The 15,971-nt window shown below is 62.6% G+C and carries 14 protein-coding genes; 1 reads left to right on the top strand and 13 read right to left on the bottom strand.

The window, feature by feature from the left end; all coding sequences use genetic code 11:
- Window positions 1-81: 81 nt before the first annotated feature.
- From L0U82_RS35650 to L0U82_RS35600, 11 genes are all read right to left on the bottom strand, one after another.
- Entirely contained in the window at window positions 82-1,308 is a 1,227-nt protein-coding gene (locus L0U82_RS35650; protein ID WP_233838415.1) for a porin, read from the bottom strand.
- A gap of 471 nt (window positions 1,309-1,779) precedes the next feature.
- Entirely contained in the window at window positions 1,780-4,152 is a 2,373-nt protein-coding gene (gene pdxA, locus L0U82_RS35645) for a 4-hydroxythreonine-4-phosphate dehydrogenase PdxA (protein ID WP_233838414.1), read from the bottom strand.
- A complete protein-coding gene (locus L0U82_RS35640; RefSeq protein ID WP_233838413.1) occupies window positions 4,149-5,318 on the bottom strand; it encodes an iron-containing alcohol dehydrogenase in 1,170 nt (389 codons plus the stop codon). Before L0U82_RS35640 ends, pdxA begins: the two co-directional genes overlap by 4 nt.
- A 331-nt stretch (window positions 5,319-5,649) precedes the next feature.
- Complete coding sequence (locus L0U82_RS35635) at window positions 5,650-6,621, bottom strand: LysR family transcriptional regulator (protein ID WP_233838411.1); 972 nt, start codon at window positions 6,619-6,621, stop codon at window positions 5,650-5,652.
- Between the two features lie 149 nt (window positions 6,622-6,770).
- Window positions 6,771-7,781, bottom strand: coding sequence for an ABC transporter substrate-binding protein (locus L0U82_RS35630; protein WP_233838409.1), 1,011 nt, complete (start codon window positions 7,779-7,781; stop codon window positions 6,771-6,773).
- A gap of 42 nt (window positions 7,782-7,823) precedes the next feature.
- Window positions 7,824-8,621 carry an ABC transporter permease gene (locus tag L0U82_RS35625; RefSeq protein WP_233838407.1) on the bottom strand — a complete coding sequence of 266 codons (798 nt, stop codon included), beginning with the start codon at window positions 8,619-8,621 and terminating at the stop codon, window positions 7,824-7,826.
- Window positions 8,618-9,367 carry an ABC transporter permease gene (locus L0U82_RS35620; RefSeq protein WP_233838405.1) on the bottom strand — a complete coding sequence of 250 codons (750 nt, stop codon included), beginning with the start codon at window positions 9,365-9,367 and terminating at the stop codon, window positions 8,618-8,620. Before L0U82_RS35620 ends, L0U82_RS35625 begins: the two co-directional genes overlap by 4 nt.
- Entirely contained in the window at window positions 9,364-10,200 is an 837-nt protein-coding gene (locus tag L0U82_RS35615) for an ABC transporter ATP-binding protein (RefSeq protein ID WP_233838403.1), read from the bottom strand. The genes L0U82_RS35620 and L0U82_RS35615 overlap by 4 nt, the downstream gene beginning before the upstream one ends.
- A gap of 87 nt (window positions 10,201-10,287) precedes the next feature.
- Window positions 10,288-10,911, bottom strand: coding sequence for a 3-isopropylmalate dehydratase small subunit (gene leuD / locus L0U82_RS35610; RefSeq protein ID WP_233838402.1), 624 nt, complete (start codon window positions 10,909-10,911; stop codon window positions 10,288-10,290).
- Window positions 10,908-12,371 carry a 3-isopropylmalate dehydratase large subunit gene (gene leuC, locus L0U82_RS35605; RefSeq protein ID WP_233838400.1) on the bottom strand — a complete coding sequence of 488 codons (1,464 nt, stop codon included), beginning with the start codon at window positions 12,369-12,371 and terminating at the stop codon, window positions 10,908-10,910. The genes leuD and leuC overlap by 4 nt, the downstream gene beginning before the upstream one ends.
- Window positions 12,368-13,141: an HpcH/HpaI aldolase family protein gene (locus L0U82_RS35600; protein ID WP_233838399.1), complete on the bottom strand. Its 774-nt coding sequence runs from the start codon at window positions 13,139-13,141 to the stop codon at window positions 12,368-12,370. The genes leuC and L0U82_RS35600 overlap by 4 nt, the downstream gene beginning before the upstream one ends.
- 414 nt (window positions 13,142-13,555) lie before the next feature.
- Between L0U82_RS35600 and L0U82_RS35595 the strand changes: the two genes are divergently transcribed.
- Window positions 13,556-13,873 carry a DUF4148 domain-containing protein gene (locus L0U82_RS35595; protein WP_233838398.1) on the top strand — a complete coding sequence of 106 codons (318 nt, stop codon included), beginning with the start codon at window positions 13,556-13,558 and terminating at the stop codon, window positions 13,871-13,873.
- On the opposite strand, the gene ilvB is transcribed toward L0U82_RS35595, so the two are convergent.
- Entirely contained in the window at window positions 13,870-15,735 is a 1,866-nt protein-coding gene (gene ilvB / locus L0U82_RS35590) for a biosynthetic-type acetolactate synthase large subunit (RefSeq protein ID WP_233838397.1), read from the bottom strand. The two genes, L0U82_RS35595 and ilvB, sit on opposite strands and share 4 nt — an antisense overlap.
- 32 nt (window positions 15,736-15,767) lie before the next feature.
- On the bottom strand, window positions 15,768-15,968 hold the full coding sequence (locus L0U82_RS35585) for a copper chaperone (protein ID WP_233838396.1): 201 nt from the start codon (window positions 15,966-15,968) through the stop codon (window positions 15,768-15,770).
- Window positions 15,969-15,971: the final 3 nt, after the last annotated feature.

Here is a 15,971-nt window from a genome sequence, read left to right as displayed (position 1 = left end):
GCGGCGCGCCCGTAGTTTACCCCGTACTCTGTCCCCTTTCCCGTGCTTCGTGCTGATCCCGCCGTTAGCCCGACGCGTACGTCAGAACTTCATATCGATACCGAGGATCACCGCAACCTGGCTGCGCGTCGACGAAGGCGTGTTGTTCTGACCATCACCGATCGACGCAGTCGCGTTGATGATGTGCGTACCCGTGCCGGAAGCATTCGGTGTCAACGTGTTGCCGCCCGCCAGCTGGTACGCCTCCAGCGCATAGATAGCCGTGCGCTTGGACAGCGAATAGAACTGCGTCAGGTTGAACTGCTGATAGTGGGCCGCATCGCTGATCCCGTTGGCCTTGGTTGCAGCGGTATAGCTATATCCGGCCGCCAGATTGAGAGCCGGCATTGCTTGCCAGTGCAGGACCACACCGCCCGTGTTGAAGATCGCCTTGTCATGGAACGACGACGACGCGCCCGGCAGGTACTGCACGTTCGAGTACGACGCGCTGATATCGAACGCGGGCGTGAACGTGTAGCCGCCGGTCACCGCGATACGCTGCTGATTGGCCGCCGTCGAATAGCCGTAGTTGATCGCCGACACGGCCTGTTGCGCGCCACCGCTTTGTGCCGTGGAATTCGCTCCCCACGCGCCGCCGCCCACGGTGGCATTGTTGATGCGCATGATGCCCGCCGCAATGCCGACCGGTCCCTGTGCGTATTGCGCCGCCATGCTCCACGTCTGGCCGCTGCCGGTCGCACCCGCGACACCGCCGAGCGCGTACGAGCCGCTCACCTTCAGGCCGGCGAAGCTCGGCGACGTATACACGAAGTTGTTATTGATGCGGAAGCTCTTATCCAGCCCGTCGATATCGCCAGGGTGCGCGCCAAATCCGCCGCTCAGCCAGTTCGGCGAGCTGTACGGCTGCAACAACTGGAAATACGACGTGTACTGACGTCCGGCGGTCAACGTACCGTACTGGTTATTCGTCAGCCCTACATACGCCTGGCGGCCGAACAGCGTGTTCGCGAACTGCAGGCCACCCGTCGCGCTGTTGTAGCCGCCTTCGAGCTTGAAGATCGCCTTCGTCCCGCCGCCCAGATCTTCCGTACCCGTCAAACCGAACAGACTGCCCGACCACACGCCCTGGTTCATATAGAGCTTCGAACGGCCGCCGTGCGTTGCGCCGAGACTGCTCGAATTACTCAAATAACCAAGCCCTGTATCGACGACGCCATATAGCGTCACGCTGCTTTGTGCGAATGCCGGTACTGCCGCCATGACTGCTGCCGCCGCGATAGTGACCTTTATGGGGTTATATTTTTTCATCTCCACTCCTCCAGTATTTTAATGATGGCGCGATGCGACGCATCGCCAGAAAGTTAGCGTCACGATATTGACGGGCAAATAGCTTCCCTTGCCTCGTGCATGGCACAGGCTCAGGAGTCGTTCACCCGGAAGAATTACGTTCGATCGACGGCCTTTCCGTCGCCGAGTTCAGCAAGATCGCTCGCTGTACACCGTTCAATTAATTGCTTGCTATATCCCCTGCCTCGACGACAAAAACAGGACGAGTACCAGGTCATTCAAGTGGCCGCGATAAGGCAATTACGCATTTGACAGCCGGGACCATCAGGGAACCTGTTCAGCCTCCTATAAAGTTGAAGTTGCAAATAAAAGGCGCCTGATAAGCGGCGAATGATGTCGCCGCTCTCAAACGGAAATTCACGAGGCCCGAAATCCGGTTTCGCAATTCCACTGCGCGAATTGCCGTGACCTCGCTCGTTGCCATCGCATCGATTACAGACCAGCGCGCGGATGTTCACGAGCCGTCGCGCTATCCGCGCGGCGCGTCGCGAGATCCTGCGCCTGCTTCAGCGCTTCGAGCATGCTGCGTTCGTCGGCGATACCCTTGCCGGCGATATCGAATGCGGTGCCGTGATCGACCGACGTGCGAATCACCGGCAGCCCCACAGTCACGTTCACGCCGGCCTCCAGGCCCATCACCTTCACCGGGCCGTGGCCCTGGTCGTGATACATCGCCACGACCACGTCGAAGTCGCCGCGGCCCGCGCGGAAGAACAGCGTGTCGGCGGGCAGCGGGCCTTCCACGTCCCAGCCGCGCTCGCGCAGCAAGGTCACCGCCGGCACGATCTTTTCTTCTTCCTCGCCATAACCGAACAGGCCGTTTTCACCCGCGTGCGGATTGATCCCGCACACGCCGATGCGCGGCTCTTCGATGCCGGCGCGCAGCAGCGTTTCATGCGCGCGCTCGATCGTGCGCTGCACGAGGCCCGGCTCGATCTTGCGAATCGCGTCGAGCAGGCCGATATGCGTGGTCACGTGAATTACGCGCAGCCGCGGCGCGACGAGCATCATCGACACTTCGGGGATGTTCGTCAGATGCGCGAGCATTTCCGTGTGGCCGGGGAAAATATGGCCGCCCGCATGCAGCGCTTCCTTGTTGAGCGGCGCGGTGCAGATCGCGTCGAGTTCGCCCGCCGACGTCAGCTCGACCGTGCGCGCGATGTACTGGTACGCGGCATCGCCGGCGACAGCAGAGAGTTGGCCATAGGGCATCGACTCAGGAATCAGACCGAGATCGATGCAATCGACCACGCCGGGTTCGAAGCGCGCGTCGGCCGGGGCGTTGATCGAGCGCACTTCGAGAGTGACGCCCGCGCGCCGCCCGGCATCGACGAGCCGTTTCGCGTCGCCGATCACGAGCGGCCGGCAACCGTCGTACACCGACTGGTGCGCCAGGCTCTTCATGATGATTTCCGGGCCCACGCCGGCGGCATCGCCCATCGTGATGCCGATTACGGGACGATAGTTCATAGCTTCCTTTTTGCTGGGTTGACGCGGCGCTTGCGCGTCCGCTTGCGTCATGGCGACGAGCCGCTGCCACGCGCGATAAAGGGTGTCGGGGCGCCCGAAGCCGCCCGCCTTGGTGACGACGGGCAACACATAAGACGCGCCGGTGGCGGCCATCAACGGCACGCCGTTTTCGATTTCTTCGCTCACGCGCAGCTCGGCGATACCCATGGCCATCAGCAGCGCGCGCGCCGTTTCCCCGCCGGTGGCGATCAATGCCGCCGCATGCGTGGCGGCGCTGGCGAGGCGAGCCGCGAGCTGCCGCGCGAGCAGTTCGCCATCGGCGGGTTGCGCGCGGCTGGCCTGGCTCAACGCGACCACCGCGTGACGGCCGCGCATCAGCGTATCGGCGACGCGCGCGCCCAGCGTGATCGAATCAGGACTCACCGCGTCGAGCAGTGAAGCAACGTCGACGTCGAAGATATCGAAAGCACCGCTGCTGTTTGCGCGGAATGTGGCGACCTGCTCGTGCGAAACGCTCGACATGCTGCCCACTACCATCAGCACGCCGCGCGCGTGTTGCCCGGTCGTTGCGGGCAGCACGGCTGCGGGCGTTGCCGCGGGCGTTACGCTTGCCTGCCCGTGTGCGCCGGTCAGCGCGACGATCAATGTTTGCGCGAGTCCCGCCGCGCCGACCCAGAACACACGATCGAGCGTGGCCGAAGCTTGCGCGAGCACGGCGAGGTCCGCATCGGTTTCACTGTCGCAGACCACGGCCTCGCACTTCGCCGCGCGCAGCGCTTCGAGTCGTTCGCGCAACGGTCCCGCACCTTCGCGCACCACTTGCAGGCTCACATGCCCGACCTGCAGGCCAGCGCCGATCAACATCGGGCGCAGATCACCGGTGCCATCGATCGCTTCGTTGCGCCAGATTTCCGTCTCTTCGACCGGCACGCCGTGCACATGCAGACAGCCATTGCGGACTGTGCGGCCCGCCTCGGGCAGCGCGGGCGCGACGATCGCCATGCCCGCGTGAGCCGCGAGCGCGGCGACTTCGGCGGCAACGTTGCCGCGCAGCGTCGAGTCGATTTTCTTGTAGAGCAAGCGGCGGGCGCCGTGCGCGTGCCATGCCCGCGCATTCGCGCTCGCTGCATCGGCGGGCGACGCGCGGCGGGTATCGGTGTCGATCGCGAGCACAGCGCTTGCGTCCGCGTCGCCGGCCGTGGCCGTGGTCGCCGCGTTCAGACAGACGACGCTCGCGAGGCCGAGACGCGCGCACTTCACGGCGCAGTCGGCCGTGCCGGAGAGATCGTCTCCGAGTATCAGTAGACGCGGCTGGCGGGTAGCGAAGGTATTCACGGCAGCAAACGGCTATAGATCGCCTTGATGTCGTCGAGGCTCAGCGCCTTCGGGTTGTTGCCCAGCAGACGCTTGACCTTGGCGGCCGCCACGGCGAGCGCATCGAGATGCGTTTCGTTGACGCCGAACTGACGCAGATCCTGCGGGATCGCGAGCGCGGCGGTCCACTCACGCAGGCGTTCGAGAAACTTGTCGGCGGCGGTCTGATCGCTGTCGTCGTGCTGTGCGATACCCAGCGCGTGCGCGACGGTCGCAAGACGGCCGACGATCGCATCGAGGTTGAACGCCATCACGTGCGGCAGCAGCATCGAGTTGGCCACGCCGTGCGTGATATTGAACATACCGCCGAGCGGATAAGCCAGCGCGTGCACGGCCGCCGTGCCCGCGGCGGTCAGCGCGAGGCCGCCGTACATCGAGCCGAGCAGCATCGCTTCGCGTGCCTTCAGCGAGTGGCCGTTTTCATACGCTTCGAGCAGGTTCGCGCCAATCAGGCGCATCGATTCCATCGCGAACATATCGCTGATCGGATTCGCCTTGGTCGAGATATACGATTCGAGCGCGTGAATGAACGCGTCCATGCCGGTTGCGGCCGTGATCGGCTTCGGCAGATCGAGCGTCAGCGTCGCGTCGAGAATCACCAGTTGCGGCAGCAAATGGCGGCTCACGATGCCGACCTTCAACTCTTCGTCAGGCAGCGTGACGATCGCGTTCGGCGTGACTTCGGAGCCGGTGCCGGCCGTGGTCGGAACCAGAATGAGCGGCACGCCCGGTGTCTTGATCAGATCGATGCCGAGCCATTCGCGCAGCGGCTGCGCGTTGGTCAGGCGCACCGCGAACAGCTTGGCCGCGTCGAGCACACTGCCGCCGCCGATCGACAGCACCGCGTCGGGCGCGAACGGTTCGATCTGCTCGCGAAACACCGTTTCCACGTTCTCGATAGTCGGCTCGGGCTGCACGTCGCGCACGATCAACACTTCGACATCTCTCGCCTTCAGCGCCGCGACCACGCGCGCCGCCACGCTGTTCTGCTCCATCACCGGTTGCGTGATCAACGTGATGCGGCGAACCGGGCGATCGAGCAGTGCGAGCTTCTCGGGCAACTGGTCGAGGCTGTGGGCGCCATGCACGACGTGCTGGACGGTTTGGAAGTGATAGACGGGATTCATGTCGTAAGTCTCGATTTCGGTCTTGCGGGGATGCGTTGGTGCTTGCGGCTTCTGCGTTATTTGATCGATTCGATCAATCTGGAACGATTTTTCATGCGTAGATTGATCGCATCTGATCGATCGGCTCATGCTATTTGATCGAAACGTTCAATTCAACCGAGGGAAAACCCCTAAAATGATTGAATCGATCAATTTGAAAAATTTCGACCGAAATTTGCACGTTTGCCTTGCAGGGCAAACGCGCAGATCTCGTCATGGAAGTGGCGATCAGAAAGAAGTTGAAACCGTGCAACGACAGCCGGATCACGCAAGCCTGCACGGCGCGGCTTACCTACTTGCCGTCGTAGACCTCGATATCCTCAAGGGCATCAGGCTGATGTCGCTGCAAGCTAGGCAGAAAAATATCGTTGATCAGACCGAGCGCGGTCTGGTGGATCCGTTTGGCAATGCCCGCGCCTTCGTCTTCGCGGGCAACGACCACGATCGTGCGCCGGATCGGCACACCCGGAAAGCGCACCGACGTGATCCGGTCGCCGCGCTCGATCAGACGGAAGAACGCCAGCGGCGGCAACAGGCTCCAGCCGAGCCCCGAGACGACCATCTGCGCCGCCCCTTCGACGGTGTCCAGATGGTAGCGGGCAGCGGCCTCGATACCGGCCGCGGCAAGCCATCGATCGATGCTGGACAACATATGCGGATCGCGGCCATAGCGAATCATGCTCATGCCGGCGATGCGATCGAGCACCGGCATGTGCGCCTTCTCGGGCTCGTCGGGCAGGATGATGCGGTAGGACTCGGAGAACAGCGGCAGCGCGATCAAGCCTTGCGGCGGTGCCGCTTCGTCGGCCGTGATCACGAAATCGCAGCGCCGGTCGAGCAGCGCGATGATTCGCGAGGCCTCATAGCCGGTGTCCACGAACCATTGCACGGCCGTTTCCTGCAGGCTTTTGACCATGAACGGGCCGAGTGTCGTGGCAAAGCTGTTCAGCATGCCGACGCGCAGGATCGGCAGTTGCGCCGCCGTGTCGAGACGCAAACTGCTTTGCAGTCGCCGCACGCTTTCGACGACCGCGGACGCCTGCTTGAAGAAAGCCGCGCCTCGCAATGTCAGGACCGGCGGCCGGGTCGAGCGATCGAACAGATCGATCCCGCTAGCCTCCTCGAGTTTGACGATGGCTTGCGAAACGGCCGGCTGCGAAATGCCGAACTTCTCGGCCGCCGCGCTCATGCTGCCCGTTTCCACGACCGAAACGAAGATCGCGAGCCGATTCAGATTGATCTTTTCGCCAAACAAGCCATCCATTGATGAAGAACGCGGCACTTTCGGGGCGATCAATGTCGAGACTCTCCGCTTCCAGGTTGACCAGCGCGACGGGGTGGTTCGTCGCGCCGGAATTTTCCCATGTTTTATAGCCGTTCGGGATGCATCGTTCGGATGCGCCGAACGGTGGCCTACTTCAACTTGTGCTGCAGATCGGCGGGAAGAAAGCTCTGGTCGACATAGTCGCGCCAGTCGACTTTCTCCTTCAGATCGCCGGTCTTCTGCGCGAGGTCGACCAGCGCGTCGAGCCCCTTCGGATTGATATCGCCCTGGCCGAAGAACACCGAGCCGTCGGAAGACGGATGGTCGATCAGCTCGGCCATCATCGCGCGCACGACAGCGGGATCCATCTTGTAGACCCTGGCGACGATAGCGACCGACTCATCGCGATTGGTCTTCATGAACTGCACGGCTCGCCGGCGCGCCGCGATGATGCCGCGCAGCATGTCCGGATGCTCCTTGATCGTCTTCACCGACGTCACGCCGATCGACGTGTTGATCGCTGAGAACAGATCGCGCGACCAGAACAGCGCCTTGAACGTGCTCTTGTTCATCGTGTAGGTCGGCTCCGACACCAGAGCGAGATCGATGCCGCCGTTTTGCAGCGCCGTCAGCGCCGCGCCGTAGGCGCCCGTCGAAATCAGCTTGACGTCCGACGGCTTCAGGCCCGCCTTCTCGATCAGCATGAAATCCAGCGACTGGCTGGTGCTGAGCGGCGTCGTGAAGGAGATGCGTTTGCCCTTCAGGTCGGCCAGGGTCTTGATCGGCGAATTAGGCTTCACGAGCCAGACGAACTGCGCCGAGGTCTGCGTGTTGTCGCTGATGATCCGCAGATCGGAGCCGTTCTTGATCGCCTTCAGTGTCGGAATCAGCGCGCTGTCCGCATACGGCAGATCGCCGGCGATCAGATTACGCACTTCGGTGCTGCCGCCCGGCGAACCGATCACGGCCGACACGTCGACACCGGCATCCTTGAAATAGCCCTTGTCCAGTGCGATCGCCCAGGGGATCCCGATGACCGAACTGCCGTAATTGGTGGCGGCGATCTCGACACTCGACGCTGGTGCGCTGAGCGCGCCGCAGATCAGTCCCACGGCAACCACGACAGACCAAAGCCCACGCCTCGTTGTACCTGCTTTCATTCCTGCTCCTCCATTCTGATGTCTCGATTGATCTCGATTAATTTAGATGCGGCGATGCAAACGCTCGTCCAGTTTCATCAGCACACCGCTGAGCACCGCGGCGACGACGATCAGGATCAGCGTGATGGCGGAAATGTCGGTCACGACATTGTTCGCCACGGCGTTCATCAGGCGAAAGCCGACACCCTTGGCGGAGCCGAACATCTCGCAAAGAATGACGCCGATCAGTGCGCCCGAAATACCGATGCGCAAACCGGTGAAGATCTCCGGAATCGCGGCCGGCAACGCGATCGACCACAACGTCCGCGTCGTCGACAGGCCCATCGTGCGGGCGCTCTTCAGATAGACGGGCTTGATGTTGCGCACCGCGCTCATCGTGAAAAGAATGATCGGGATGATGCCGTGCAGCACGCCGAACGCGACCTCCGAACTCATGCCGATGCCGAAGAACAGCGTGATCATCGGGAAGAACATCAGCTTCGGGATCGAATACAGACTCGCGATCATCGGCTCCACCACGTCACCGGTCAGCTTGCGTAAGCCCAGGATTGCGCCGAGCAGAATGCCGAGCACCGTCTCGATCACGACCGAGTACGCAAATGCCGAGAACGTCGTACCGATATCACCCCAGAAGTCCGGCGACGCGAGCATCGCAATCGCAGTGCGGGTGGCCTGCCACGGCGAAGCCAAAGCGACCGAGCCGCCGATCACGAAGAAGATCTGCCAGAGCACGACGAAACCCACGGCGATCAACAACAGATCGAACGAACGTTGATGCTGTTCCCACCTGGAGCGCTTCGGCGCGGTTTCGATTGGAGTCAAGCTGTCGACGGTATTCATGCGAGCCCCCGGCGTTGGCGCAGGCGACGCTCCCAGCCCAGCAGCAGCCCGTTGACGACCGACACGATGATCAGCACCAGCAGCACGATCGCGTACATCTTGCCGTTATCGAAATCGTGGAACGCGTAGAAGATCTGGTAGCCGAGGCCGCCGGTCGACAGAATGAACTCGGCGCCGAGCACGCCGACGAACGCCTGCGCGATCGCGAGCTTCACGCCGTTGAAGATGTGCGGCGCGGCCGAAGGAAGAATCACCTGGCGCACCGTATCCCATTTGCCCAGCCGGAACACGCGAGCCGTCTTGCGCATCACCTTCGGCACGCGGTCGAGCCCGTTGAGTGTGCTGGCGATCATCGTGACCACCGCAAGCAGAAAACCCAGCACGATCTTCGGCGTGTCCGTCAGTCCGAACAACGCGATGAACAGCGGGTAGAACACGAACATCGGGATCGAATAGTAGATCGACAGAACCGGGTCGATTGCGCGGCGCAAGCGCGGCACCGCGTGCAGAATCACCGCGCCGAGAATGCCGAAGACCACCGCGCAGACGATCGCGATCAGCACCGAGCCCAAGGTCGCGACGATCTCCGGGGTCAGGCTGCCATCGAGCAGCAGGTGATACAGCGCGACCACCATCTGGCTCGGCGGAATCAGCGTATAGCTGCTGATCAAGCCCGTGCGGCACACAACCTCGACGGCAATCACGCACAGCACGACGACAAGTAATCTGATGCGTCCGAGCGTCATGATTTCGCCTTCCCATATTGGGTCGCGCGAATCGACTCGTCGCGCAGCAACGACCACAGGTGCGCGGTCAGCGTACCGAACTGCTCCGACGAAGCGATCCGGCTGTCGCGGTCACGGCCCCAGCCCGTTTCGATGATTTCGATAAAACGGCCGGGACGCGCCGACATCACGCCGACGCGGTCGGACAGCATCGCCGCTTCGTCGAGCGCGTGCGTGATCAGCACGACGGTCGCGCCGGTCGCGCGCCACAGGTTCAGCACCTCGTCGCCCATCAGCAAGCGTGTTTGCTGATCGAGCGCGGCAAAGGGTTCGTCGAGCAGAATCAGGCGCGGCTCCATCACCAGCGTGCGCGCGATGCACACGCGCTGGCGCATGCCGCCGGACAGTTGCGCCGGATACGAATCGCGGAATGCGGTGAGGCCAGTCAGCGCCAATGCACGCTCGGCGCGCTCGGTTGCGATCTTCGGGTCGACGCCGTTCTGCTTCAGGCCGAACGTGATGTTCTTCCACACGGTTAGCCACGGAAAGCTCGCATCCTCCTGGAACACGACGCCGACGCCGTCAGGAATGCTGCCCTGGACGCGCTTGCCATCCATCAGCACTTCGCCACCACTCGGTGTCGTCAGGCCGGCGAGCACTTCCAGAAACGTGGACTTGCCGCAACCGGACGGGCCGACGATCGAAAAGAATTCGCCCTGGCGTAGATCCAATGTGATCGGACCCATCGCATGCACGGCGGGCGCACCCGCGCGCGACGGGAAAGTCTGGCTGACGCCGTTCAACCGCACGATGGCGGGCAGCAACGACGCAGCAACGGAATTGTCGATATTCATAGCAACAGCATCTCCTCCTTATCCCAACCTCGTAGCGTCCGCATCGCGGCGCCACGAGACCACTACTCAATATGATTCAGACCGGCGTCATCCGGCGGTTGGCAACCACGGCATCGCGGCACGGCGCGCCGTCTCGAACGCATCGATCGCCTCGACGTAACCGAGCGTCACGTCGATATCGTCGACGCCATCGATCAGCCGCTGTTTGCGCAGCGCGTTGATGTCGAACTCGAACGTCGAGCCGTCCGGCGCGATCACGAATTGCGCGGGCAGGTCGATCGTGATCGACGCGCCCGGGTTCGCGCGCAATTGCCGCCACAACGCATGGATCGCCGGATACGGCAACACGATCGGCAACACGCCGTTCTGCAGACAGTTCGCAAAGAAGATGTCGCCGAAACTCGGCCCGATCAGCGCGCGCAGGCCAAAATCGAGAACCGCGTAAGCCGCTCCTTCGCGCGACGAGCCGCAACCGAAATCGGCGTCCGTCACGAGGATTTCGCATCCCTGATAGGCCGGTTCGTTGAGCGAAAAATCCGCGCGCGGCTGCTCTTTTTCATCGAAGCGAAGATCGTGCAGGAACGCTTCGCTGTAGTCGTGGCCGGGGCGGCGATGCCGGCGCATGTAGCGGCCCGGCAGGATCATGCCGGTGTCGATCTTGGCGATTTCCACCGGCGCCGCGACCGCGGTCAATGTGACGAATGGCTTCACGACGTCATCTCCTGTACTGCGATGCTGCGAACGTCGGCCAGGTGTCCGGCGACGGCGGCGGCGGCCACCATCGCGGGGCTCATGATATGGGTGCGAGCCTCGCGCCCCTGGCGGCCCTCGAAATTGCGGTTGGTGGTCGACGCGGAGCGTTCGCCGGGCGCGACCAGCTCGCCATTGGAGCCGTTGCACATCGAGCAGCCGGAATCACGCCACTCAAGACCCGCGGCCTTGAAGACCGCGTCCAGCCCTTCTGCTTCAGCCTGACGCTTGACCGACGACGAGCCGGGCGACACCATGCCGGGCACCGCGGAGCGGCGGCCTTTCAGAACCGCGGCGGCACTGCGCAGATCCTCGATGCGACTGTTGGTGCACGAACCGATGAACACGCGATCGATACGGATCTGCTGCAGCGGTGTTAGCGGCGCGAGATCCAGATATTCGAGCGCCCGCTCGACATGGCGACGCCGGTCGCTATCGGCGATGGCCGCCGGATCGGGCACGACGCCATCGATCGGCGAGCAGTCTTCCGGGCTCGTTCCCCAACTGACCATCGGCGCGAGCGTCGACACGTCGACGTGCAGCTCGCGGGCGAACACGGCGCCGTCGTCGCTGCGCAGCGTGCGCCAATAGCGCAGCGCTTCGTCCCACGCTTCGCCCTGCGGGCTTTTGGCACGGCCCGCGAGATAAGCGAAGGTGGTTTCGTCAGGCGCGATCAATCCGATCTTCGCGCCGGCCTCGACCGACATGTTGCAGATCGTCATGCGCCCTTCCATCGACATCGCGCGGATCGTCGAGCCCGCATATTCGATCGCATGCCCGACCGCGCCGCCGACACCGATGCGCGCGATGATGCTGAGAATGATGTCCTTCGGCGTCACACCGTTCGGCAGTTCGCCGTCGATCACGATCCGCATCGGCTTCGGACGGTTCATCCACACGGTTTGCGTGGCGATCACGTGGCGCAACTGGTTCGACGCGCCGATCGGCGATGCCAGCAGACCGAATGCGCCATTGGTCGCCGTGTGCGAATCGTTGCAGGTGATCATCATGCCGGGCTGCGCGATGCCGAGTTCCGGCGCGATCACGTGCACGATGCCTTGCATGCGGTGATGCATGTCGATATGCGGCAATGCAAAGTCGCGGGCATTTTCCTGCTGCATCTCGACGACGCGGCGGATTTCCGGATTGACGATGCCCGCGGTGCCGGCCGCGCGGTTGATGGTCGGCAGATAGTGATCGGTGACGGCCATCTGCTGCATCGAACGGCGGGCCTTGCGCCCTTCCAGCCGAAGCTGGTCGAACGCGAGGAACGCGCCGCCCTCGTTGATCATGTTGAAATCGACGTAAAGCAGATCCTCGCCATGTGGCGAGTTGACGATCACGTGGCTATTCCACAGCTTGTCGAACAGCGTCAGCGGTGTGCCCGCTTGCGTTCCCGCCTGCACGGAGCGGTCCGTCATGCCGAAGCCTCTTCGACCATCGCACGCGCCCGGCTCGCCAGCATCTGGATATCGCCCGCGACCGATACGAACTGACAACCCATGTCGAGCCATTTCCGGCCCGCGGCGCCTTCGGCGGCCGACATGCCGGCGAACGCGCCCGCGGCCTTGATCTTCGGAATGGCGCCGGTAATTGCGGCGAGCACGTCGGCATGACCGGACGCGCGCGCATGACCGAGGTCGGCGGCCAGATCGGCCGGGCCGATCAGCACGCCATGCACGCCGTCCACGGCCGCGATCTCCTCGATGCGGCTCAGCGCCGCGCGCGTTTCGATCATCACGATCAGACAGACGCGCGAATCGATTTCATCAAAGTACTCGTTGCCGCCGGCGTACTGATTGCCGCGATGAATCTTGGCGACGCTGCGCACGCCGTGCGGCGGATAGCGCGTTGCCGCGACAGCCAACTGCGCTTCCTCAACCGTTTCCACCATCGGCACCACGATGTTCTCGATGCCGAAATCCAGCAGTTGCTGGATCAGCAACGAATCCAGTTTGGGGAGCCTGACGAGCACATGCGCCGGCGTGCCCGCAATCGCCTGAGCCTGCTGCTGCACTGACATCAGATCGTTGGGCGAATGCTCCATGTCGATGTAGACGTAATCGCAGCCGCTGAAGCCGAGCGCCTCGGCGGCGATCGGGCTGCACAGTTGCGAGCGCAAGCCGATCTGCTGACGCCCAGCGCGCATTTCACCGATAAAGGATGGTTTTGTCTCTCTCGTTCTCGTCACGGCTTCACCGCCTCCAGCGGATTGATTGCCTATACGCGATATAGGCACATGAAAAACGACCGGCGCGCCGCGCGCCCTGCCATGGATGCGAAATGACCAGCAAGCCGCGTCGTCGATGGCAACGGTGTTGCCCCGCGAAACGTGCGCTGTCGTCCTGATGGCAAGCTGCCTGTCTCCAAAGTGAAAACGATTATACTTAATATAAGTTTTTGTGCAAGAAATCGTTCAAAGTGTGGGTCAAGCGCTGGAAATTTTCGATGATATCGATCTAATTATTTGTTTTTAAAGGATAATCACCCTCGGGCCGACACGACGGTCTGGCGCGCTGAAAAGTGTGATTTGGGCTCGGAAGGGGCCCGCCAGGCGAGGCAGAACAGCGGCGAAACGAAGGCGATGGAGTCGACGGAGGCGAAAATGAAACAGCCAAAGAAGACGGCGGCGATGGCCGCCGCGGTCGCCTTCTCGATCGCCGGCTGTGCGGCAGGTGGTGGAGAGAACGCCAGCAACGCGCATTTGAGCGCCGCGCAATGCCGCGATCTAACCGCGCTCAGGAATAACGCGCCATTGACACGCGAGCGCAACGCCAGCGAGATGGCCGCACTCGAAAAAGCCGGCTATCACCCGGGATGGATCGACGATCCGTACTATCCGGATGATCTACAGGCGGCCCAGCATCAGGTCGATCTCTGGTACCGGCAGGACTGCGTGAATACATCCGGCTCGTCGAGCTAGAACATGTCGGGCGCGGTTCGATGCGCCGCGGGCCGCGCGCCCGCTTCACCGTCATCGCGCGACGGTATGAATGGCCCGGTGATCATGTCCGAATAGCTGTGCCCCGGCCCGACCATCGGAAACACATCGGCGTTCTCGTCGATCATCACTTCAAGGAAAGCGGGGCCGTCGAATTCGATGAAAGCGGCGAGTTTCGCTTCGAGTTCGCCAAGCGATTCGACTCGCTGCGCGAACTCGAAGCCGTCGGCTCGAGCCGCCATCACAAAGTCTTTCCGATGCAGCGATTTATCGCTGACGCACAACCTTCCGTCGTAAAAGAGACGCTGCCATTGCCGGATCATGCCGTCGCCGGCATTGTTGAGCAGCAATACCTTGACCGGTACGCCGTAGGTGGTGGCTGTCTCCAGATCGCCGATGTTCATGCGCAGGCTACCGTCACCGTCGATATCGATGACCAGCGCGTTCGGGCGCGCGATCTGCGCGCCGATCGCGGCGGGCAGCCCGAAGCCCATCGTGCCCATGCTGCCTGACGTCAGCAAGCTCCGTGGTTCGACGAACGAGAAGAATTGCGCGGCCCACATCTGATGCTGGCCCACTCCGGTGGTCACGATAGCCCGGCCGCCGGTCAGCTCACTGAGCTTTTCGATGACGAGCTGCGGCTGGATCAGCGCACTGTTGCGGTCGTAATTCATGCCGTAGCGCCGCTTCAGTTCCGTGATGTGATCGAGCCACGCCGACGGCGCCTCGACACACGCACGATGCGCGATCAACGAACGCAAAGCCTCCTTCGCGTCGCCCACATGGGTCCAATGCGCGCGCTTGACCTTGTTGATTTCGGCCTCGTCGATATCGATGTGCGCAATATGACGCGCGCGCGGCGCAAACGCGTGCGGGCGGCCACCGGCAACCCGATCGTCGAACCGTGCACCCACCGCGATCAGAAAATCGCAATCTTCGACTGCATAGTTCGCGCAGGCCGCACCGTGCATGCCGAGCATGCCGAGGCTCAGTTCGTGTTTCGCCGTCAGCGCGCCGAAGCCCATCAACGTGTTCACCACAGGGATCCGGTAGCGCTCGGCAAACTGGCGCAGTTCATCGGACGCACCGGCGGCGATGATGCCGCCACCGACATACAGCAGCGGACGCGAGCTTTGCGCAAGCAGATCGAAGAATTCGTCACAGCGGGTGTTTTCGAGCCGCGCGCCCGTGGCCACTTTGCGCAGACGTTCGGAATAGCCGCGATACGCGAGCGTGCCATGCCCTTGCCACGTACCGCGCCAGTTCTGGATGTCTTTGGCCACGTCCACGACGACGGGGCCGGGCCGTCCGCTGCGAGCAACGTCGAACGCGGTACGCAGGGTCTGTTCGAGCTTGTGCGGATCGGTAACCAGAAACACCTGCTTCGCGCACGCCGACATGATGTTGAACACCGGCGCTTCCTGGAATGCGTCACTGCCGATCGCCGCGCGCGGCACCTGCCCGCAGATCAGTACGACCGGCACCGAGTCGCCGTTGCAATCGGCAATCGGCGTCACCGCGTTGGTCGCGCCGGGTCCTGACGTCACCATGAAAACACCGACCTTGCCGCTCGCGCGCGCATACCCCGCTGCCATGAAGCCGGCGCTTTGCTCGTTGGCGGGCACGACCAGATTGATCTGCCGCTCGGGAGCGTGCGCATGCTTTTCGTTGAAACGGAACACCGCGTCGTAGGTCGGCAGAATCGCGCCGCCGCTATAGCCGAATACGGTATCGACGCCCTGTTCGCTGAGTACGCGCAAGATGATGTCGGCACCCGACATCGATTCGCCGGCAAACGGCGCACTCTGAACTTCTGACGCGGCAATGGTTGGGTTCTGGCTCATACCTGACTCTTATCGAACGTTCAATGTGGTCTTCACCACTCGGCAACCGTCACGTCGTAGTCCTCGTCTTGAAACGCGACGAGAAACTCCTCCGCCATCAACCACGAGTCGACACTCACCGTTCGCGCGTTGAGGTCCACGTCCACTTTCGCGTCGGCATCCACCGACTTCATCGCATGCTCGAGCGTCGACAGAGCGTCCGGGCGGATTTCAGTTTTGATCGAGAACTTCATTTC

It is taken from the genome of Paraburkholderia sp. ZP32-5, from assembly GCF_021390495.1.
In the GTDB taxonomy this organism is placed as follows: domain Bacteria; phylum Pseudomonadota; class Gammaproteobacteria; order Burkholderiales; family Burkholderiaceae; genus Paraburkholderia.
Note: the sequence above shows the minus strand (reverse complement) of the source record. Positions and strands in the feature narration are given on the sequence as shown.